Source organism: Halosaccharopolyspora lacisalsi (genome assembly GCF_014137975.1).
In the GTDB taxonomy this organism is placed as follows: domain Bacteria; phylum Actinomycetota; class Actinomycetes; order Mycobacteriales; family Pseudonocardiaceae; genus Halosaccharopolyspora; species Halosaccharopolyspora lacisalsi.
The window spans coordinates 15,038-35,048 of record NZ_JACGWZ010000009.1; the positions used below are offsets into that span (position 1 = coordinate 15,038).

Annotated in this window: 20 protein-coding genes; 6 read left to right on the top strand and 14 right to left on the bottom strand. The window is 69.1% G+C overall.

Going from position 1 to position 20,011, the window contains the following annotated elements:
• Positions 1–116: 116 nt before the first annotated feature.
• Both FHX42_RS24440 and FHX42_RS24445 read left to right on the top strand, forming a co-directional pair.
• Positions 117–461, top strand: coding sequence for a hypothetical protein (locus FHX42_RS24440; RefSeq protein WP_182546820.1), 345 nt, complete (start codon positions 117–119; stop codon positions 459–461).
• A gap of 224 nt (positions 462–685) precedes the next feature.
• The gene (locus tag FHX42_RS24445; RefSeq protein WP_182546819.1) at positions 686–1,708 is read left to right on the top strand and encodes a TerC/Alx family metal homeostasis membrane protein; all 1,023 of its coding nucleotides are present in this window, start codon (positions 686–688) and stop codon (positions 1,706–1,708) included.
• A 23-nt stretch (positions 1,709–1,731) separates the two neighbouring features.
• Here the strand turns inward: FHX42_RS24445 and purB are convergent, their stop codons facing one another.
• The 7 genes from purB to FHX42_RS24480 all read right to left on the bottom strand — a co-directional run bounded on the left by purB (position 1,732) and on the right by FHX42_RS24480 (position 7,021).
• Complete coding sequence (gene purB / locus FHX42_RS24450; protein ID WP_182546818.1) at positions 1,732–3,165, bottom strand: adenylosuccinate lyase; 1,434 nt, start codon at positions 3,163–3,165, stop codon at positions 1,732–1,734.
• A 103-nt stretch (positions 3,166–3,268) separates the two neighbouring features.
• Positions 3,269–4,048: a hypothetical protein gene (locus FHX42_RS24455; protein ID WP_182546817.1), complete on the bottom strand. Its 780-nt coding sequence runs from the start codon at positions 4,046–4,048 to the stop codon at positions 3,269–3,271.
• Positions 4,048–4,590, bottom strand: coding sequence for an RNA polymerase sigma factor (locus tag FHX42_RS24460; RefSeq protein ID WP_182546826.1), 543 nt, complete (start codon positions 4,588–4,590; stop codon positions 4,048–4,050). The genes FHX42_RS24455 and FHX42_RS24460 overlap by 1 nt, the downstream gene beginning before the upstream one ends.
• Positions 4,591–4,680: 90 nt before the next feature.
• Positions 4,681–5,265 (bottom strand): TetR/AcrR family transcriptional regulator, encoded by a 585-nt coding sequence (locus tag FHX42_RS24465; protein ID WP_182546827.1) that lies wholly within the window; start codon positions 5,263–5,265, stop codon positions 4,681–4,683.
• A 50-nt stretch (positions 5,266–5,315) separates the two neighbouring features.
• Complete coding sequence (locus tag FHX42_RS24470) at positions 5,316–5,639, bottom strand: DMT family transporter (RefSeq protein WP_182546828.1); 324 nt, start codon at positions 5,637–5,639, stop codon at positions 5,316–5,318.
• Positions 5,640–5,831: 192 nt separating this feature from the next.
• Positions 5,832–6,488, bottom strand: a complete 657-nt coding sequence (locus FHX42_RS24475; protein WP_182546829.1) for a hypothetical protein — start codon at positions 6,486–6,488, stop codon at positions 5,832–5,834.
• Between the two features lie 14 nt (positions 6,489–6,502).
• A complete protein-coding gene (locus FHX42_RS24480; RefSeq protein WP_182546830.1) occupies positions 6,503–7,021 on the bottom strand; it encodes a SigE family RNA polymerase sigma factor in 519 nt (172 codons plus the stop codon).
• A gap of 158 nt (positions 7,022–7,179) precedes the next feature.
• Between FHX42_RS24480 and FHX42_RS24485 the strand changes: the two genes are divergently transcribed.
• Entirely contained in the window at positions 7,180–8,205 is a 1,026-nt protein-coding gene (locus tag FHX42_RS24485; RefSeq protein WP_182546831.1) for a threonine aldolase family protein, read from the top strand.
• Positions 8,206–8,224: 19 nt separating this feature from the next.
• On the opposite strand, the gene FHX42_RS24490 is transcribed toward FHX42_RS24485, so the two are convergent.
• Both FHX42_RS24490 and FHX42_RS24495 read right to left on the bottom strand, forming a co-directional pair.
• Positions 8,225–8,404, bottom strand: a complete 180-nt coding sequence (locus FHX42_RS24490; RefSeq protein WP_182546832.1) for a hypothetical protein — start codon at positions 8,402–8,404, stop codon at positions 8,225–8,227.
• Positions 8,405–8,558: 154 nt separating this feature from the next.
• A complete protein-coding gene (locus tag FHX42_RS24495) occupies positions 8,559–9,599 on the bottom strand; it encodes an NAD(P)-dependent alcohol dehydrogenase (protein WP_182546833.1) in 1,041 nt (346 codons plus the stop codon).
• A 262-nt stretch (positions 9,600–9,861) separates the two neighbouring features.
• Here FHX42_RS24495 and FHX42_RS24500 point away from each other — a divergent pair, with 262 nt between their 5' ends.
• The gene (locus FHX42_RS24500) at positions 9,862–12,132 is read left to right on the top strand and encodes an oxidoreductase (RefSeq protein ID WP_182546834.1); all 2,271 of its coding nucleotides are present in this window, start codon (positions 9,862–9,864) and stop codon (positions 12,130–12,132) included.
• A 65-nt stretch (positions 12,133–12,197) separates the two neighbouring features.
• Here FHX42_RS24500 and FHX42_RS24505 read toward each other — a convergent pair whose 3' ends face one another.
• Complete coding sequence (locus tag FHX42_RS24505; protein ID WP_182546835.1) at positions 12,198–12,389, bottom strand: hypothetical protein; 192 nt, start codon at positions 12,387–12,389, stop codon at positions 12,198–12,200.
• A gap of 312 nt (positions 12,390–12,701) precedes the next feature.
• On the opposite strand from FHX42_RS24505, the gene FHX42_RS24510 reads away from it, so the two are divergent.
• Positions 12,702–13,712 carry a BRO family protein gene (locus tag FHX42_RS24510; RefSeq protein WP_182546836.1) on the top strand — a complete coding sequence of 337 codons (1,011 nt, stop codon included), beginning with the start codon at positions 12,702–12,704 and terminating at the stop codon, positions 13,710–13,712.
• A 238-nt stretch (positions 13,713–13,950) separates the two neighbouring features.
• Positions 13,951–14,487, top strand: a complete 537-nt coding sequence (locus FHX42_RS24515; RefSeq protein WP_182546837.1) for a DUF4232 domain-containing protein — start codon at positions 13,951–13,953, stop codon at positions 14,485–14,487.
• Positions 14,488–14,558: 71 nt separating this feature from the next.
• Here the strand turns inward: FHX42_RS24515 and FHX42_RS24520 are convergent, their stop codons facing one another.
• From FHX42_RS24520 to grpE, 4 genes are all read right to left on the bottom strand, one after another.
• Entirely contained in the window at positions 14,559–16,388 is a 1,830-nt protein-coding gene (locus tag FHX42_RS24520) for a phosphoenolpyruvate carboxykinase (GTP) (protein WP_182546838.1), read from the bottom strand.
• Positions 16,389–16,730: 342 nt separating this feature from the next.
• On the bottom strand, positions 16,731–17,417 hold the full coding sequence (locus FHX42_RS24525) for a DUF6802 family protein (RefSeq protein WP_182546839.1): 687 nt from the start codon (positions 17,415–17,417) through the stop codon (positions 16,731–16,733).
• A 110-nt stretch (positions 17,418–17,527) separates the two neighbouring features.
• Positions 17,528–19,429, bottom strand: coding sequence for a dynamin family protein (locus tag FHX42_RS24530; RefSeq protein ID WP_182546840.1), 1,902 nt, complete (start codon positions 19,427–19,429; stop codon positions 17,528–17,530).
• Positions 19,426–19,785, bottom strand: a complete 360-nt coding sequence (gene grpE / locus FHX42_RS24535; RefSeq protein WP_182546905.1) for a nucleotide exchange factor GrpE — start codon at positions 19,783–19,785, stop codon at positions 19,426–19,428. The genes FHX42_RS24530 and grpE overlap by 4 nt, the downstream gene beginning before the upstream one ends.
• Between the last annotated feature and the right edge of the window lie 226 nt (positions 19,786–20,011).

Sequence of the window (20,011 nt, forward strand, 5' to 3'; positions counted from 1 at the left end):
CACCGGCGGGAAGTACGAACCCTCGTGCCGCTTCGACGCGCTCCGGCCGGCGACCGCGGGCCGTGCGGTGCCCGACCGAACGCGAACCACCCACTGCCGAGACAGGAGTCGTCACGATGACAACCGTTACCACTGCCGGCCGCTGGGTCAACAAGATCGCCATGCCGTTGGTGAGAAAGTTCTCCCGCTGGCCCTCGACCACCGGCCGCCTCGGCATGGCGGTCCTCTCCTACCGGGGGCACCGGTCCGGTCGCCACTTCTCACTGGTCGTCGGCTTCCACCGCACCAGCGACGGCATCGTCATCAAGGTGCAGCTGCCGGACCGGAAGCGCTGGTGGCGCAACTTCCGACACCAGCGCCGAGCCGCCACGCTCGAAGTGGCCGGTGAACAACGCACCGGCGACGCGCTCGCGACCCGAGACGACCAGGGCCACGTACACGTGCACATCGACTTCGACTGATCCCGCCGCGCGGGCACACCACCGAGCTCGCCCAACCGTTGGCGCCGAGCGGTGCGGGCTCGCTCGTCGGTGGAGCAACGGGCTCGGGTTGGCTGAACAGGCCGGATACGCGACACTCGCGTGCGAGGGGAGTACTTCCTCGGGTCGACCCGGTCAGTCCGGACATCCGCCGATGTCCCCGGGAGGCCGTCCGCGGTGGGCGAAGGAGACCTCGAACGCGAACGATGTTCGAGGAGGCTTCCGTGCCCGGTCCCACCGCTGCTCTCGCCGCTCCGTCGGAATCGATCGGATCGCCGCTGTTGTGGGCGGTCAGCATCGCCGTCCTGCTCGCCCTGCTGGCCACCGACTTCCTGGTGACCCGCCGCCCCCACGAGGTCTCGATGCGCGAGGCCGTGGGGTGGTCGGTGTTCTACCTCGCGCTACCACTGATCTTCGGCGTGCTCCTGTGGCTGACGTTCGGCACGAGCCAGGCGCTGGAGTTCCTCACCGGGTTCGTGGTGGAGAAGTCGCTGTCGGTGGACAACCTGTTCGTGTTCATGCTCGTGCTGTCCGGCTTCTCCGTCCCGGCGGCGCTGCAGCAGCGCGTGCTGCTGTACGGCATCATCGGGGCGCTGGTGCTGCGCGGCGTCTTCATCGCCGCCGGGGCCGCCCTGCTGCAGGCCGGGACCTGGGCATTTCTGGTGTTCGGCGCGATCCTGTTCGGCACCGCCGTCAAGGTCCTGCACGAAGCGCTCAGCGGGAGCGCCTTCGACCACGACGTCTCGCAGATGCGTTCGGTGCGGCTGCTGCGCCGGCTGATGCCGGTCACCGACGACTACCGCGGCGCCCGGCTGACGGTGCGCGAAGGCCGACGGCGCGCCCTGACCCCGCTGACCGTCGTGGTCGTGGCGATCTTCGCCGTGGACGTGGTCTTCGCCGTCGACTCCGTGCCCGCCGTCTACGGCATCACCGAGGATCCCTACCTGGTGTTCACCACCAACGCCTTCGCCCTGCTGGGGCTGCGGGCCCTGTACTTCGTGCTGCACACCGCGCTGGCCAAGCTCGTCCACCTCAACCACGGCCTGGCGCTGATCCTCGCGTTCATCGGGGTGAAGCTGGTGCTGCACTGGGCCCACGGAATCTGGCCCGCCGTGCCGACCGTTCCCACCGCGCTCTCCCTGGCGGTCATCGTGGTCATCCTGGCGACCGTCACGCTGACCAGCCTGTACGCCCGTCGCGGTGCGGAGGGGACCAGCCACGGGAGCTGACCACGCTCACCGGGCTCGACGTCTCACAGGATGTCGGAGGGGGTGTAGGCGGCGGCCTCGGGATGGCGGGTGGTGATCCTGTCGACCTCGGCGACGAGGTCGCGGACCTGGTCGGTGGCCGCTCCGGTGAAGTCGAGCCGGTCGTCCAGCAGCGCGCCGAGCTGGTCGCGGTCCAGCGGCAGTCGCTCGTCGGCGGCGAGCCGGTCGAGCAGGTCGTTGCCCTCGATACCCCGCTCGCGCATGTCCAGCGCGACGGCGACGGCGTTCTCCTTGATGGCCTCGTGCGCGGTCTCGCGCCCGACCCCGGCCCGCACCGCGGCCATGAGCACCTTCGTGGTGGCCAGGAACGGCAGGTAGCGGTCCAGCTCGCGGGAGATCACGGCGGGGTAGGCGCCGAACTCGTCGAGCACCGTCAGGAAGGTCTCCAGCAACCCGTCGAAGGCGAAGAAGGCGTCCGGCAGCGCGACCCGGCGCACCACCGAGCAGGACACGTCGCCCTCATTCCACTGGTCACCGGCGATCTCGCTCGCCATCGACACGTGCCCGCGCAGCACCACGGCCAGGCCGTTGACGCGCTCGCAGGAACGGGTGTTCATCTTGTGCGGCATCGCGCTGGAGCCGACCTGACCGGGCTTGAACCCCTCGGTGACCAGCTCCTGACCAGCCATCAGCCGGATCGTCTTGGCCAGGCTCGACGGGGCGGCGGACAGCTGGGACAGCGTGGTCAGCACCTCGTAGTCCAGCGAGCGCGGGTACACCTGACCGACGCTGGTCAGCACCTTGCCGAAACCGAGGTGACCGGCCACCCGGCGCTCCAGCTCGGCCAGCTTGTCCCGGTCGCCTCCGACGAGGTCCAGCGCGTCCTGGGCCGTGCCGACCGGACCCTTGATGCCGCGCAGCGGGTAGCGGCTCAGCAGCTCCTCGAGCCGGTGGAACCCGGCGAGCAGTTCGTCGGCGGCGGTGGCGAAGCGCTTGCCCAGCGTGGTGGCCTGGGCCGCGACGTTGTGCGAACGTCCCGCCATGACCAGCTCGCCGTGTTCGGAGGCGAGCTGGGCCAGCCGCGCGAGCACGGCGACCGTGCGGTCGCGCACGTGCTCCAGGCTGCGGCGCACCTGCAACTGCTCGACGTTCTCCGTCAGGTCGCGCGAGGTCATGCCCTTGTGCACGTGCTCGTGACCGGCCAGCGCGTTGAACTCCTCGATGCGCGCCTTCACGTCGTGCCGGGTCACGCGCTCCCGCTCCGCGATGGAGTCCAGGTCGACCCGTTCCAGCACCCGCTCGTAGTCGGCCAGTGCCTGCTCGGGAACGTCGATGCCGAGGTCGGCCTGCGCGCGCAGCACCGCCAACCACAGCCTTCGCTCCAGAACGACCTTGTGCGCCGGTGACCACAGCTCGACCAGCTCGGGCGAGGCGTAGCGGTTGGCCAGGACGTTGGGGATGCTGGGCTTGTCCGTCACGACCGTCGAGGATACGTGCGGTGCCACTCGGGGCGGTGCACCTGGTCCGCCCGACGCGGCCGTGCCGCGCCCGGGTCGCGGGCGCGGGCGCGGCGTTGCGGAGTCACTTGCCCAACGTGAACTTCGGGTCGGTGGCCAGGCCGGTGAGTTGCTCCTCACTGAGCGCGGGGTTCTCGCGCACCTCGTCCGCTGAAGGCGTGGCCGGGTCGTAGGTGAAGGCCGTGACCCTGACGACGGTGCCATCGGTGCGGTAGTGCGACACCGACTCCGTCACGGCGGACCGCGGCCCCACCAGCACCGCGTCGCGAACCAGCACGGACCTGTCCGGGCGGTTCACGACCTCGCAGGTCAGCGTGTCGTCGCAGGATTCGGACGGAGCCTTGTCGAAGGTGCCCGCGGTGCCGACCTCGACGGAGACCGCGGTCGGCCCGGTGCTGTCGGTGAAACCCACGCTCATGTTCAGCTTCCGGGGCATGCGGGGCCGGGGCGCGCCGATGCCGATGAGCCCCGAATGCTCCAGACTCACGTCGTCGAGCTTCGGTGCGACCCTGCGCACCGCCTTCGCCGCGTGGTTCTCGAGCATCCGGCGACGCTGGTCGAGTTCGTCCTGCGACAGCTTCGGCGGGACCGCGCCCTCGGTGGGGACGTCGGTGACCACCGAAGGTGCGGCCGGGATCACCTCCCGGTGGTGCGGTCCCGTCACGGCGGGGATCGTGGCGGCTCCCGCGAGAACCGCGAGCGTGGCCACGCCCGTGCCGAAGGTCGCCCGACGCCTGCGCTGGGCTCTCCTGGCCTCGTCGGCGATCCGGTCGGGCTCGAGTCCCAGCGGTGGTTCGTCGTCGAGGGCGTCGCGCATGCCGGCGCGCAGTGTCTGCTCGTCCATCACGCTGTCCCTTCCGCGTCGACACCGACCAGGTCGGGGTCGTACCGCGCGATCGCCTCCCGCAGGCTCTGCAACCCGCGCGAGCTCTGGCTCTTGACCGTGCCTTCGGAACACCTCAGCGCCGCCGCCACTTCGGCGATCGGCAGGTCCTCCCAGTAGCGCAGTACGAGCACCGCCCGCTGCCGTGGCGGCACCTCGGTCAACGCGTGCGCGACGAGATTCCGCGTCCGCGCGCGTTGCCCCGCCACCTCGGGATCGGACCCGGTACTACCGGAGTCCGGGATCACCCCGCTGCGGTTCTCCACCCGGCGCCAGGGACGTCGTCGTTCGTCCAACCACGCACGCATCAGGGCCTTGCGCGCGTAGGCCTCCTTCGTCGTGTCGTCCACCCGCTTCCAGGCCCGATAAAGCTTGGTGAAGGTGTTTTGAACGAGATCCTCGGCCAGGTGCCAGTCACCGCACAGCAGGTACGCCGAGCGACGCAGCGCCGCGGCCTGGTCTCTGGCGAACACGCGAAACGATTCCTCGTACTGAACTCGCATCGGTCGATGCCCCTTTCCGCACTACCGCCCCCTACTACGCGCCGGAAGCGAAGAGGGTTGCGTGAGCGCGGAGAGACTTTCCGCGCGCGATCACTCCAGTTGGGAACGCAGCATTCGCCGCGCGGCACCACGCGGATCGGGATCGCTCTCGTTCAGCGCGTTGACGACCGTACCGTCGACCAGCGCGATCAGTTCGAACATGCGGTCGCGGCCGACTTCCATGCCGCAGTGCGCGAGGATCTCGGCCAGCAGGTCGTGGAGCTGCGCGGAGAGTTCCCGCATCAGCGGCGCCAGATAGGGGCGCCGGGGCGCGCCGACCAGCCGCTCGTAGCGCAGCAACACCGGCTCGACCCCACCGTCGCGGGAGCGGACGCCCAGCAGCAGATCCAGCATCAGCTCTGTGACGGTCTCGGTACCGCGGTGCTCCTCGGTGAGCTGCTCCAGGCGTCGCCGTCCCGCTTCGAGCTCCTCACCGGCCTCGTACCTGACGGCCTCGGTGACCAGGTCGTCCAGCGAGGTGAAGTAGTACGTGGTGGACGCGAGCGGCAGTTCGGCGCGCTCGGCCACCGCACGGTGGCGGATGGCGTCGAAGCCGCCCTCCGCCAACAGTTGCGCCGCGGCCCGCACCAACGTCTGCCGCCGCCGCTCGCCCTTCGGAGTACTGGCCGCCGTCATGGTCGCCGATCCTATTCCCACTGCTCCACCGCCGACCGGCGCCGACCGGTTCAGTGACCGTCACCGGTGAGGTTCAGTCCGATGACCCCGGACACGATGAGCACGAGCGACAGGGTCTTGATCACGGAGGTTCCCTCGCCGAGCCAGACCATGCCGATCACCGCCGTCAGGGCGGCCCCGATGCCGGTCCAGACCGCGTAGGCGGGGCCCGCGGGCAGCACCCGCATCGCCCAGGCCAGCCCCGAGAAGCTCAGCCCGGCCAGCACGAGGAACGACGCGCTGGGCACCAGCTTGCTGAACCCCTCCGAGAGCTTCAGCGAGATGGCCCACCCCGCCTCCAGGACCCCGGAGAGCATCAGCACGATCCACGCCATCCTCGGCACCGTCCCTCGACTCGTCGCGGGCGGTCCGTTCCCACCCGCCGAATGGCACTACCGTACCAATAAAATGGCACAGTCGTACTTCTTTGGTGGGCGAGAACACCGCCCCGCTCGTGTCGGCGCGGACGGTTGCGATTTTCCCTAAAGTTGTGGATCCCCGCGCGGCGAGTTGACAGCGGCGAGCCGTCAGAACCGCTTGGCGAGATCACCGGCGATGGCGGAGAGCCGATCACCGTAGGGAGCCTGCGCTCCGGGGTCGGGATCGCTGCGCACCATGACGACGCGGCCGCTGTTCGCACGCTCGACGGCCAGCTTCGTGCCGTCCGGCATCCGGGACGTGCCGGGCTCGCGCCGTTCCGGCGGAACCGTGGCGACCGGGCTGACGATCGCCGTCACCCTGCCCTTCGACTCCCCCTCGACGAGCCGGAAGGAGGCGGCCCGCGAGGCCGTCGGGCACTCCCGCGCCGCCAGCGGCATGTTCCCCGACGTGTGGGGCAACCGCGTCGCCAGGGCCTTCGCGAGCCGTTCGTCCGGACCGCAGCCACCCCCGGGCAGACCGAGCACGGACGGACCGCTGTCGGTGCCACCCGTGCGGGGCATCGGTTGTTGGGCGGTGGTTCGGGGCGACGGTCCCGCCTGCGGCTCCGAGGGCAGCATCCCCGTGCCGGCGCCGATCCCGACCGCGAGCACCGCCGCGGCCACCAGCGAACCACCCGTGGCCGCCATCCGGCGGCGTGCCGTCACCCGACGCGACCGGGCGGCGATGTCGGCCGCGTCGAACGCCGCCGGAGGCGCGGTCCGCGCCGCATCGCGGAACAGCTCCTCGAGCTCCCGCTCCTTCACTTAACCGCACCTCCTCACGACATCGACCGCAGATCACCGAGGGCGTCACCGAGCGCTCCCCGAAGGGCCTCCAGGCCCCTCGCGGACTGGCTCTTCACATTGCCCTCGCTACAGCGCATGACCTCGGCGACCCCCGCGACGTCGAGTCCCTCCAGATACCGCAGCACCAGCACGGCCCGCTGCTTCGGCGGAACCTGCTGAAGCCCGGCCAACAGCGTCCGCCGCGTGGCCACGGTCCCGGCCACGTCCTCGGAGTCCGACGGCGAGTCCGGCAACGCCTCGACGCTACGCTCGCGCCGCCAGGGTCGGCGCGATTCGTCGATCATGGCCCTGGTGAGGGTGCGCCGGACGTAGGCGTCGAGTGCGTCCTTGTCCCGCACCTTGCGCCACCGGCGATGCAGGGCGATGAACGCCGTCTGGGCAAGATCATCCGCGCGGTGCCAGTCACCGCACATCATGTATGCCATCCGACGCACCGCCTCCCGCCGAGCCGCGAAGTACTCCGCGAACTCCTGCTCTTCGCGTTGGTCCACGCGGACTCTCCGCTTCTGTGTGCTGACACGTACGTAGACGGCAGGCCGGGCCTCAACGGTTGCACGTCGGTTTCACCGAATTCATCCGCCCCCCTTAGCGTGCGATTCGCGACGGCACCCGTTGCCGAATCCCCGTGCGGATATGGTGTGATATTTTCGTGACCACTTCGGCGCCTATCGATCTCCGTTCCGACACTGTCACTCGCCCAGACCGGCAGATGTCCGCGGCGATGGCCGCTGCCGAGGTCGGCGACGACGTGCTGGACCACGACCCGACGATGCGTGCTCTGGAGACCAGAACCGCCCAGCTGCTCGGGACCAGCGACTCCCTCTGGGTGCCCAGCGGCACCATGGGGAACCTGATCGCGTTGTCCCTGCACCTGCGACGTGGTGACCGGTTCCTGGCGCCCCGGGGTGCTCACGTGCTGACCCACGAACTCGGTTCGGCGGCGTGGCTGGCGGGGGGCATGCCGGAAGCGCTGGCCTGCGCGGCCGGCCCGGGCAGGCCCACACCCGAGCTCGTGCGCTCGTACAACGACGAGAGCTCCCGCTACGACGCGCTGCGCACGACGCTGCTGTGCCTGGAGAACACGCACAACGCCGCGGGTGGGACCGCCATCCCTCCGGACGAGCACGCGCGACTCGCGGCGGCGGCTCGCGACAGCGGTCTACGGGTCCACCTCGACGGCGCGCGGATCTGGCACGCCGCGGCAGCGCTGGGTGTGCCACCCGCCGCGCTGACCGTGGGGGTCGACACGGTGCAGACCTGCCTGAGCAAGGGGTTGGGGGCGCCGGTCGGGTCGGTCGTGGCCGGGTCGGCCGAGTTCGTCGCCGAGGCCCGTCGGATGCGCAAGATGCTCGGCGGCGGCGTCCGTCAGGGTGGCGTCCTGGCCGCGGCCGGGATCGTGGCCCTCGACCGCCTCGAAGCGCTGGCCGAGGACCACGACAACGCCGCGCGCCTGGCCAGGGGGCTGACCGAGCTCGGCTGGGAGGTCGACACCCCGCAGACGAACATCGTGCTGGCCACGGTGCCCGACACGAGCCGGACCCTGGAGCGACTGCGGGCCGTCGGAGTCCTCGGCGTCCCCATGGCGGGACGGCTGCGCTTCGTCACCCACCGCGACGTCACCACCGACGACGTCGACGAGGCGCTGCGCAGGATCGACTCCGGACAGAACCGGTGAAGCCCCGGGCCGGGACCGGTCACCGCTCGATTTGCTTGCGGTCCTTCTTCGCCCAGCCGATCGCCGCCGTAGCCAGGAACAGCCCACCGCCGATCACCGCGATCCAGAACAGTCCCTTGACCACGAAACCGATCACGGCGCCGGCCACGGAGACCACCAGCCACAGCGCCAGCAGCCCTCCGATCACCTTCCACCACATGGCACCTCACCCCTTCGTCGAAGCCGCCACGATCCCGTGACCGCGGGCTTCCCCCTCAGCTTGCCAGACGCCGGGGCGTGCGGGGCCCCTCGGAAGCTCGATATCGGGGAAAATTCCGGGGCACCGGGGAAACGAGGGTTCGGCGAGCAGGAAATCAGCGACCTGGGACGACGACGGCACGGCCGTTGACCTCGCCGCGTTCCAGCCGTTCGTACGCGCCGGGGGCGTCCTCGATCCCGTACACCTCGACCTCGGACCGCACCGCACCCTGCCGGACCAGGCGCACCAGCTCGATCAGCTCGTCACGGGCACCCCAGTAGGGCGCGGAGACCGCGCACTCGTACGGGACCCGGCCGAAACCGACGGGCAGACTGCCACCGCCCACGCCGAGGATCGTCAAATCGGACTCCACCCCCGCACAGCCCACGGCCGTGGCACCGGTGGCGTCATTGCCGACCACGTCGAGGACGAGCTCGGCACCGCGCCCCTCGGTGAGTGCGCGGACCTTCGACGCGGCGTGCTCGTCGGAGTACAGCACCTCGGCGGCCCCCGCGCGCCGAGCCGCCTCCAGCTTCGCCTCGCCGACGTCCATGGCCACGACCCGCGCCGGGGACAGCGCCCGCAGCAACTGGATGGCGATGTGGCCGAGACCGCCCGCGCCGATGACGACCGCCGTGCTTCCCGGTACCAGCTTGGGCAGCGAGTGCTTGATCGCGTGATACGGCGTCAGCCCCGCGTCGGTGAACGGCACCGTCCGCACCGGATCGAGGTCGCCGATCGGCACGAGGTGCCGCGCCGAGTCGACGAGCAGGTAGTCGGCGAGAGCACCGGGAGCGCCCAGGCCGGGCGGGTCGATCCCCAGCTCGGCCGCTCGCAGGCAGTAGTTCTCCTTGCCGCGCGCGCAGTAATGACACAGACCGCATCCCCACGGGCCGTACACGATCACCGAGTCCCCGTGGGAGATCCCTTCGACCCCGCCCCCGAGAGCCGCGACGCGGCCCGCGCCCTCGTGTCCGAGAGTCATCGGCAGCGGGAACGGGTACTGCTCGGCGGACCAGCTCATGACCGCGATGTCGGAGTGGCACAACCCGGCGGCGGTGACTTCGAGCAGCACCTGGCCCGGGCCGGGCTCGGGAGCGGCGACCTCGCGGACCTCCGGCGGCTCACCCACGGTGTGGTACTGGACGGCACGCATACCCACTCCTCCCCTCACCGGACACGTTACTGGTTCTCCGGGAGCTCGGCTCCGGGCCGAGAGCGTCCATTCGGGACCGGCCCACCGCACCCTCCACTCGAAAAAGCCCGTCGGTCTACTGCAACCGGGTGAGCGCGGGAACTCCTCGCCGAGATCACACGTCCACGTGGAAGAGGTGTTCGATCGGATACCTTGCGTGTCGGGTGATCGTCAGCGCCGACGATCACCAGCGCTGGCGACCATCAATGCTGGAGGGCGAGAAGTGCCGGGAAGACCCTGGGAGGGCAACGGATCGCCGACCGTCGCCGAACAGCGCCTCGACGAACTCCTCGGCCAGGGCAGACCCTGGGGCAACCGCCGCGCCGAGGAGCCGGTACGGCTCGACGTCCACGCCGACTTCCACGACCCGAGCCAGGAGGTCCGCGGGGAGTACCTCACGCGCAGACTCGTGGAGTCCCCCGACGAGGGTGGCTGGCTGCCGTTCTGGCGTCGCAGCGCGCAACCGCCGGTGATCCGGGTTCGCGACTCGGTCATCACCGGCGGGCTCGACCTGCGAGCGGCGGAACTGCCGTACCTGCTGGAGTTCGTGCGCTGCCGCTTCGAGGAGACGCCCGACCTGCGCCAGGCGCAGCTGGCCGGACTGGTGCTCTCGCACTGCCGCCTGCCCGGCGCGAGAGCCCGGAACATGCGCACCACCAACGACACGGTGTTGTACAGCTGCACCAGCACCGGTCTGGTCAGCCTCACCGACGCCCAGATCGGCGGCTCGCTGGAACTCATCGACAACAGCCTGCACAACCCCGGGTACCGGGCCGTGCACGCCGATCGACTCTCGGTCGGCGGGGCGCTGCTGGCGATGCGGCTGCGGGTGTCCGGCGAATTCCGGATTCCCGGGGCGAAGATCGGCGGCAACGTCAACCTGTGCGGCGCCGTCCTGCGCAATCGGGGCCGCTACGCCTTCAACGGCAACGGCATCCAGATCAGCGGCTCGCTGCGCGCCGGTGTCGATCCCGATCGCGGCGGCGTGTTCTCCGCGGCGGGCGTGATCTTCATGCCCAGCGCGCACCTGGCCGGTGACCTGCGGATGCGTGATGCCGTGCTGGAGCCGGGAGTACGTCCGCCGAAGCGGGACGAGTCCACCCACGACGATCCCGTCAGCACCCTCATCCTCGACCGCAGCGAGATCAACGGGGACGCCCAGCTCGACCAGGGATTCTTCAGCGGTGGCACGATCCGCATGGTCAGCACCCGCATCAGCGGTGACCTGCGCATGAGCGGCTCCACGATCGATCTGAGCTGGTCGCGCTCGTCGACGGACTCGGTCGAGCGGCCACTGCGCTCGATGCACATCGACGGTGCCGAGGTGCTCGGCAACGTCGAGGCCATCGGAGCCACGCTGCACGGCCAGCTGCGCATGATCGACGCTCGGGTGGGCGGTAGTTTCCAGCTCAACGAGGCCGCTCTCGTGGGCCCGCGCACCGACGTCCTGCAAGCCAACCGGATACGGGTGGGCAGCAACCTGGACTGCCGTGACGCCGACATCACGGGAACGCTGCAGCTTCAGGGCGTCCACGTGGGCGCCAACCTCGACCTGCGCTCCACCGTGCTGACCAAACCCGCCTGGCACCGGCACCGCGGGGCCTACAAGTCCTCATTGGACCTCCGCGCGGGCAACGTGGGGCACGACCTGGTGTGCGCAGCGGGACGGAGGGCGTTCAGCGCCGAGGGAGAGGTGCAACTGCGGCGCGCGGTGATCGGCCGGCAGACGAACCTGTGGGGAGCGCAGCTCGGCGAGGGCAGCGCGACCAACGCGCTCAACGCGTTCGGTCTGAGCACGCAGGAGCTGGCGATGCGTCCGCCCGAGCCACCACGTGGCCGGATCCTGCTGCGGCAGGCCCACTGCGAACTCCTCGAGGACAACGCCACGCTGTGGGAGGCCACGGGTGGGGTCGACGTGGAGGACTTCGTCTACGGCAACTTCTCCAAGCCGATCGAGTCCACCGACACCGAGCGGGTCCGGCAGCGGCTGGAATGGCTGCGCACCACCTCCGGTACGTACCAACCCGGACCGTACGACCAACTGGCCGCGGTGTTCCGGGAGAACGGCAACGAGGAACACGCCGTGACCGTGCTGATCGAGAAGCAGCGGCGCAGGTACCGGGCGGTCGCCCAAACCGTCCGGCCGCCGCTGCGGGCGACGGTCCGAGTGTGGAGCCTGTTGCAGCTGATCACGGTCAGCTACGGCTACCGGCCGGGGCGAGCACTGATGTGGCTGCTGCTGTTCGCCGCAGGAGGGACGGCGTGGTTCAGCCTGCACGAGCTCGAACCGCTCAACGAAGAGGACGATCCCGTGTGGAATCCAGTTCTCTACACCGTGGACCAACTTTTGCCGATCATCAATCTCGGTCACGACGTGATGTGGCGCGCCGCGGGCGGTTCCCAGTGGATCACGACGGTGCTGATCGCGGCGGGCTGGGTTCTGGCCACCACCGTCGCGGCAGGGATCACCCGCTCATTGCGCCGCGAACGCTGAGAGCGAAAGAGGGAGTGGGCAATCCTCGCGGATCGGCCCACTCCCCGGTTGCTTTCGCGGATTCCTCATCCGGCCATCCCCGTCGGGGAATTGTCACGGGATGTTCCGACCGATCGCTCCGCCGAGCGCGGAGACTGGATGCCGTCGACCCCTCCACTTTCGGGGTCATCGACACCGTCGTCCGCGTCTCGCGGGGTCACCAACAACACCGCGACGGCGGCGAACACCCCCAGCACCAGGATCGCCAGTCCGGCCATGACGCACCTCCCTCGGGTTTTCGCTTGCTGATTCCCGAACACTCCCCAAGACGCGCGCGACGCCGGGAGGTTCCAGATCATCGCGGTTTTTCCCGTCACGGCCGGAAAAATCGCGCACCGGCCCTCCGACGGTGATTCGACCGGCGGAACGCCGCCGTGGCAACATCGTCGATCAAGCGCGTGCATCGAGACACAGCGGTACGGGCGATGAACCGCACGGGCGCAGCCGACGGAGAACGATTCCCCCGGAGCCTGAAATCTCTTCGGGAAAGCACGTGGTGACCACTCACGACGTATTCGGGAGAACGAGCAGTGACGGACGTCCGGACCTTCACGTTCATGAACCAGGCCTCGATCCGGGTGGTCGAGCGCGACCGCCGGCCGTGGTTCGTGGCCCTCGACGTGTGCACGGCCCCGGGGCTAGAAAAACCGGTGCGGAGCACACGCTACCTCGACGAAGAAGAAAAACTGCACGTCAGCCCGACGGTGCTTAGTAAGCACCGTCGGGCAGGAGTTGGTCCACAGGGCTACTTGTTGATCGACGAATCAGGTCTGTACTCACTTGTTCTGCGTAGCCGCAGGCCCGCAGCGAAGCAGTTCAAGCACTGGGTGACCCGCGAGGTGCTGCCGACGATCCGCCGGACGGGTGCCTACGTCGACCCGCGCCGGGTGGACACCACCGACCCGGAAGCCGTGGCGAAGGCCGCGTGGGAAGCGGCGCAGACGGCGCGGGAGCTGCTCGTCGAGGAGCGCGCGAAGCGCTGGGAGGTCGAGCAGGCCCGTGAGCAGGACAGGCCGAAAGTGCTGGTCGCGAACGAGTTCTTCGGCAGCAGTGGTCTGATGGGCCTGCGCGAGGCGGCCCGCGCGTTCGGGATGCGGCAGAGCGGCTTCACGGGCCCGCTGCGCCGATGGGGCTGGCTCGACCAGCAGAGCGTCGGCGCCAAGGCGTACGCAACGGAGTCCGGCTACATGGAGAACAAGGTGTACCTGACCGCCGGTGGCCAGACGATCAGCGGCAAATTGATCCGCAAGGGGGTCGCCCGGGTCGCGCGGAAGCTGGTCGATGCGGGAGAACGCTCCACACGACCCGCCGAGCATTCTCGACACATCCCTGTGGACAACTCATCACTGCTGATCCAGCGCACGGATCGTCCACAAACCGCACGTCACCCGACTGTCGCCACTACTGGCAGTCGGGGAGCGGCGTCTGTGGACAGGTCTCGCAGCACCACGCCAGGATCCGCGAAGCCGCAGGTCATGCCGACTGCGTTTACTGAACGGGGTCGGCCAGGACCCCTGTGGACAACTCCACCAAGGGTGTGACCGTTACTGACACCCTTGGCGTTGCCCTGCGGTTCCACCGCCACTCGACGCGACCGCCGAGGAGCTGACCGGCGGGCGCGAGACTCCGAGCAGTGCTCCCTGTTCACGAAGCAAACTCACACGAATTGGTGTGTTCACGACCACATCGAACAACCCCGTGTCGCCCCGAGCGTCTTCGGAAGAGACGGCCGTCCAGACAGAGCTACGCGAAAGAGTGACACAGCAGGGAGTTACGACCGTGGGTAAGCGCACGAGTTTCCGGAAAATGGGGACCGCCGCAGCAGCAGTGGGCGCGGCCGTACTGGTGAGTGCGTCGACGGCCGGAGCGGCGCAGGCGATGCCGAGCGACCACCCGAACTTCGACCGGTACTGCACCTCCGATCAGGTCCACGTCACGACCACGCGCCTGGACTCGGGGATGGGCAAGAGCGGAACCCAGCTGGTGTTCACGGCCCGCCCCGGACAGAGCTGCCTGCTCGGCGGGGCACCGGGAGTGACCTTCACCGACCCGGCGGGGCACGCGCTGGACATTCCGACACGGCCCACGAGCGACCAGCGCACGCCTGTGCGCGTGGACCAGGAGCACTCCGCGACGGCTTCGCTCAGCTTCCAGCGCGTGAACATGAACACCGGGCGGCAGCTATCCGGCCCGACCCCCGCGTCGATGGCGGTCACCCTGCCCGCGCCGATGAAGGTGTACACGGTCACCGTGCCCTGGATCAGTGGCGTCGAGGTGCCCAGCACGGTCCACGTCACCCCCGTCAGCGCCCGGTAGGACAAAACCAGAACGGGGCCGTCAGTGACGAAACACCGACGACCCCGTTCCCCTCGTCGAGCTAACCCGAGTCAGCCGTTGAGGCGCTGCTTGAGCGCCTCCAGCTCGTCGCGCATCGAGTCGGGCAGGTCGTCACCGACGAACTCGAACCAATCCTCGATCCGCGGGATCTCGGCCTTCCACTCCTCGTCGTCCACGTGCAGCGCGGTCTCCACGTCCTCTCGCGGAGTGTCCAGACCGGAGAGATCGATCTGGTCGGCCGTGGGAACCCGCCCGACGGAGGTGTCCTCGGCGGCGGCGTTGCCCTCCATGCGGTCGACGATCCACTTGAGCACGCGGGAGTTCTCGCTGAAGCCCGGCCACACGATCTTCTCGCCGGACTCGTCACGGCGGAACCAGTTCACGTAGTAGATCTGGGGCATCTTGGAGGCGTCGTGCTCCTTGCCCAGATTGACCCAGTGCTGGAAGTAGTCGCCGACGTTGTAGCCGAGGAACGGCAGCATCGCCATCGGGTCGCGCCGGACCTCGCCGACGTTGCCCGCGGCGGCGGCCGTCTTCTCCGAGGACATCGTCGCGCCCATGAACACACCGTGCTGCCAGTCGAAGGCCTCGTTGACCAGCGGAACCGTGGTCTTGCGGCGACCGCCGAACAGGATCGCCGAGATCGGCACGCCCTGCGGGTCGTCCCACTCCGGCGCCATGATCGGGCACTGCGACATCGGCGTGCAGTAGCGCGCGTTCGGGTGGGAGGCCTTCTCCTCCGAGTCCGGCGTCCAGTCGCGCTGCTTCCAGTCGATCAGGTGCTGCGGCTGACCCTCGAGGCCCTCCCACCACACGTCGTCGTCATCGGTGAGCGCGACGTTGGTGAAGATCGAGTTGCCCTGCTCGATGGTGCGCATCGCGTTCGGGTTGGTGTTCCAGTTGGTGCCGGGGGCGACGCCGAAGAAGCCCGCCTCCGGGTTCACCGCGTAGAGCCTGCCGTCGCTGCCGAAACGCATCCAGGCGATGTCGTCGCCGAGCGTCTCGACCCTCCAGCCCGGCAGCGTCGGTTCCAGCATGGCCAGGTTCGTCTTGCCGCAGGCCGAGGGGAACGCGGCGGCCACGTAGTGGACCTTGTTCTCCGGCGAGATCAACTTGAGGATGAGCATGTGCTCGGCCAGCCAGCCCTCGTCGTGGGCCATCGCCGAGGCGATACGCAGCGAGTAGCACTTTTTGCCGAGCAGCGCGTTGCCGCCGTAACCGGAGCCGAAGCTCCAGATCATCCGCTCCTCGGGGAAGTGGGTGATGTATTTGGTGTCGTTGCAGGGCCAGGCGACGTCCTGCTCGTCCGGCTCCAGCGGCGCGCCCACGGAGTGCAGCGCGGGCACGAACTCGACGTCACCGTCCTCGCTGAAGCGTTCCAGTACCCGCGGTCCCATCCGGGTCATGATGTGCATCGAGACGACGACGTACTCGGAGTCGGTGATCTCGATCCCGAGCCGAGGCGGTTCGGCCTCCACCGGCCCCATGCAGAAGGGCACGACGTACATCGTGCGACCCCGCATGCAGCCCCTGTAGAGCTCGGTCATGGTCGCCTTCATCTCTTCCGGCGGCATCCAGTTGTTGGTGACACCGGCGTCCCGCTTCTCGCGGGAACAGATGAAGGTGCGCTCCTCGACGCGAGCGACGTCGCTGGGGTCCGAGGCCGTCCAGAACGAGTTCGGCTTCTTGGAGTCGTCCAGACGCTTGAAGGTGCCCGCCTCGACCAGGCGGTCGGTCAGTCGCTGCCACTCCTCCTGCGAGCCGTCGCACCACACCACCTGCTCGGGGGTGGTCAGCTCCGCAACCTCGCGTACCCACGACTGTAGACGTTCGTGCGTGACAGGTGCCTGGTCGAGACCGGGGATGGTCAAAGCGGTCATCGCGTCGTGTCTCCTGACTGGGCGCCACAGCCCGAATTTCACGCCACCGGCGCCCCAGAGGCGTTTTCAGGGAAAGCTTCGCTCCATCCGGAAAGCCGGATGGAAACGAAGTGGGGATGCAACGAGAGTAACGGCCGTGAGCGGCCACAGCGGAGATCAGTGCTGTCGCTTCCCTCACAGGAACGATAAGGGAATCGATTCAGTTGGCTCCCATCCCGAAAAAAGGCCGGAAATCCGCCCGTCAAGCCCTCTCCGCGCACAAGTATTTCCGGCGAACCGGACATGATCTCGGCGGCTTCCGGTTCGCGTACCGAACAGCCGCTGAATCGTTCACCGAACCGATCACTTCCAGGCCGAGTCGGGAGCGGCCTGCTGGTAACCGGCGGAGCGTGCCGATTCGGGGCGGTCCTGCTCCTCGAACCGCCACACCTCGTCCCCCTCGGCCGACCGCTCCGGCGCGTACTCGCCCCGCTGGTCGAGCCGCCCCTGCTCGACCACGGTCCACTGCCCCTCCCCGGTGTGGTGGGCGACGGTGACCTCCCCGGAGTCGCTGATCTCGACCAGCTGGTCGGCCGAACCGTCGCCGTCGACGTCGGTGACCATCATCTGGCCGGTCTCGGTGTCCACGATCGCGGTGTCGGGCTTGCCGTCGTCGTTGGTGTCCTCCGTGGGAGGACCGACGCTGTGATCCCCCTCCGGGGTGTCCACGAACAGCGACTTCGCGTCCGCGTCGTCGCCGGTGTCCACGGCGCCGGGCTGCTGGGGCGGTTCGGCCACCCATTCCCCGGTGGTCTCGTCGTAACCGGCCTGGCTGGTGACTTCGCCCCGGGAGTCGATGGTGCGCATGACATCGGCTCGGCCGTCGGCGTCGGCGTCGGTGTAGGCGAGGAAGCCGTCCCCGGTCATCACCGCGACCGTCTCGTCGACGCCGTTGCCGTCGACGTCGTAGTTGGCCTCGGCCGTGTACTCCTGGCCATCGACGGTGACCTGAACGTCGCCATCGCCGGCGCCCGTGTTCTCGACGTACATGCCCGTTCCCCTCGATCGGCTCGCGCAACGATCCGTTGCGTTCCCTTGTTGTGACGCAGCGTAAGACAAGTTGGTTCCCCGTTCGACGAATCACCCACATCCGACCGCCGTCAACCGGAGCGGTCGCGGATCCCACGGATGTCGGCCAGCAGTCGTTCGATCCGCTCGCGACCCGCCTTGGCCTCGTCCAGCCTACGGTTGACGGTCTGCAGCTCGTGACTACGCTCGGCGGCGTCCATCTTCAGCGCTTGGTCGACTTCGCGCAGCTCGCCCTCGATGGCCTCGATCCGCTTGCTCAACACCTCGTCCAGCGCCAGCGAGAACTGCTGTTCTGCCTCGATGAGCTGTTCGGAGACCAGCTGGTCGAGCGTGGAGCGCGCGTCGGCGATCGCCTCCGTCAACCACTGCTTCATGTGCTGCTTGTCCGCGACGTGCTTGCGGGTGCGGGCCATCCACCAGCCCGCTCCCAGTCCGAGCACGATCGTGACCGGCAGCACCACCGGGTTCAGCGCGGCCACTCCCACCCCCGCCAGCGGCAGCGCCGCCGCACGGCCGACGCCGAGACCACCGGAGACCCCCATGAACACCAGCAGCTTGTCCTCGGCCGTGGGCGGGCGCTTCTCCGGTGGCCGCAGCGCCACGGACCGCCGGGTTCCCCTGGCGAACTGGGAGCGGATCACGGCGAGCTCGTCGTGGGAGAACAGCTCGGCCAGCGATGACTCGGCCACCGCACCCAACCTGGCCGACAGCGTCGCCGACACCCGTGAGGAGACCAGCTGCAGGGCCGCGTCGACGTGGCGGGGAAGCTCGACCAGCTGGGCGCGGTCGGCGGCATCGATGGCACGGCGGAACCAGTTCTGCACCTCGCGCACCTGTTTGGTGACCTCGTGACTGGTCTCCACCCTGGCGCGCTGGATCTCTCCGCGCAGCTTGAGCTGCCACCCCCTGGTGGACGACCGGCGCGCGGCGTTGAGTTCGTCGCGCCGGGTCCGCAACGACTCCGCTTCGTCCTCGCCGACCGTCAACGCGCGCTTCTCGGCTTCCAACCGCGAGGTCAGCTCGTCCAGCACGGTGGACAGCGCACGCAGCGTGTTCGCCGCACCGAGCATCGCCGGACGTCCCGCGACGAGCTGTTCCAGGGACGAACGCAGTTCGGTCACGCCCGAGCGCTGCCGCAGCAGCTCGCCGGTTCGCTCGTCGGCGGCCTCAGCCGCGGTCTCGGCCATCCTGGCCGAGACCGCGTGGATCGGTACCTCGGCGAAGCGCGGGGCGTGCTCGGCCAGCAGCCTGCGGTTCTCCTCCAGCACCCGTCTCCAGCCGCGGTGCCGGTCGGCCTTGGCCAGGACGAAGAGCACCGTCTCCACCCGGTCACCGACGTTGCGCAGGAAGTCGAGCTCACCGCGGGTGAGCGGGGCGGAGGCATCGACGACGAACAACAGCGCCGTCGCGGAGGCGGCCGCCTCGGCGGCGAGTTCACCGTGCACGGACTCCAGCCCCCCGACACCGGGCGTGTCCACCACCGTCACCCGTTCGAGCAGCTCCAGGGGTGCGCGCACCCGCACGTAACCGGGTGGCCTGCCCTCCGGAAGTCCGTGGGTGGCCGAGACCCTGGAGGCCAGCTCACCGAGGTCGAGGGGAACCGGATCCCGGTGCTCGGGATGGCAACCGTGGGCGCTCCACTCCGGGCCGTGCTCGAACATCAGATACGTTGCCGTGGCGGTCTCGGCGTCCGCGGGAGACAGGCCCGGGCTACCGATCAGAGCGTTGACCAGCGAACTCTTACCCCGGTTGGTCTCACCGACCACCGCGACGCTCGGCACCTCCGGAGGAGTGCGCCGAACCCGGTCCACCCACTCGGCCGCCTTCGGATCCACCTCCCGGACCAACGACAACAGCTTGTCCCTGGTGCGCTTGACCAGCTGGGGCAGTGGTGTCGCCGCACCGGAACCCGCGATGGACGGCCCGGAAGGTGCTCCGGTCGTGGTCGTGGCTTCTCGGCTCTCGGAGGTCATCGACGCGACCGCGGTGACTCGGCGACGACGAGTTGGTACACGGTCACGACCGGAGGGCGCACCAGGCGGTCCCGATCGGCGAAGCCGACGACCTCGGTCTCGGCGATCAACCCGTCCCGATCCGGATCGTCGGTGTCCACCGTGCCGGCCGCTTCGTGGTGGCAGGGGTCGAAGCGCTCCCCGTCCGGCCGCAGCACCTTCACGCCGATCCCGTCCATGCCCTCGGACAGCCGCTCGGCCACCCCGATGCTGCGGGCACGGTCCAGTGCGTACATGCACAGTTCGATCAACTTCGCCCGTTCCGCGAGCGCCCGGTTCAGCGGGTCGCTGACGGCCTCACTGCCCACGACGGTCATGTCGGCTCCCCACTCGGTCCTGCCCGACTCGGGATCCGTCCGGTCGGGGTTCGCTGCCTCGGTGTGTTCCGGGGCCGCACCGTCCCCGGCAGTGGTGTGCACGGCACACGAGTCCACTTCCGGTGAAGACGCAGGCGAGGACGACTCGGTTCCACCAACGTGTGAATTTTCCTGACCGTCGTTACTCTGTGAATCCACGCCGGGGGGATCCGGGGGTGACCGCCGC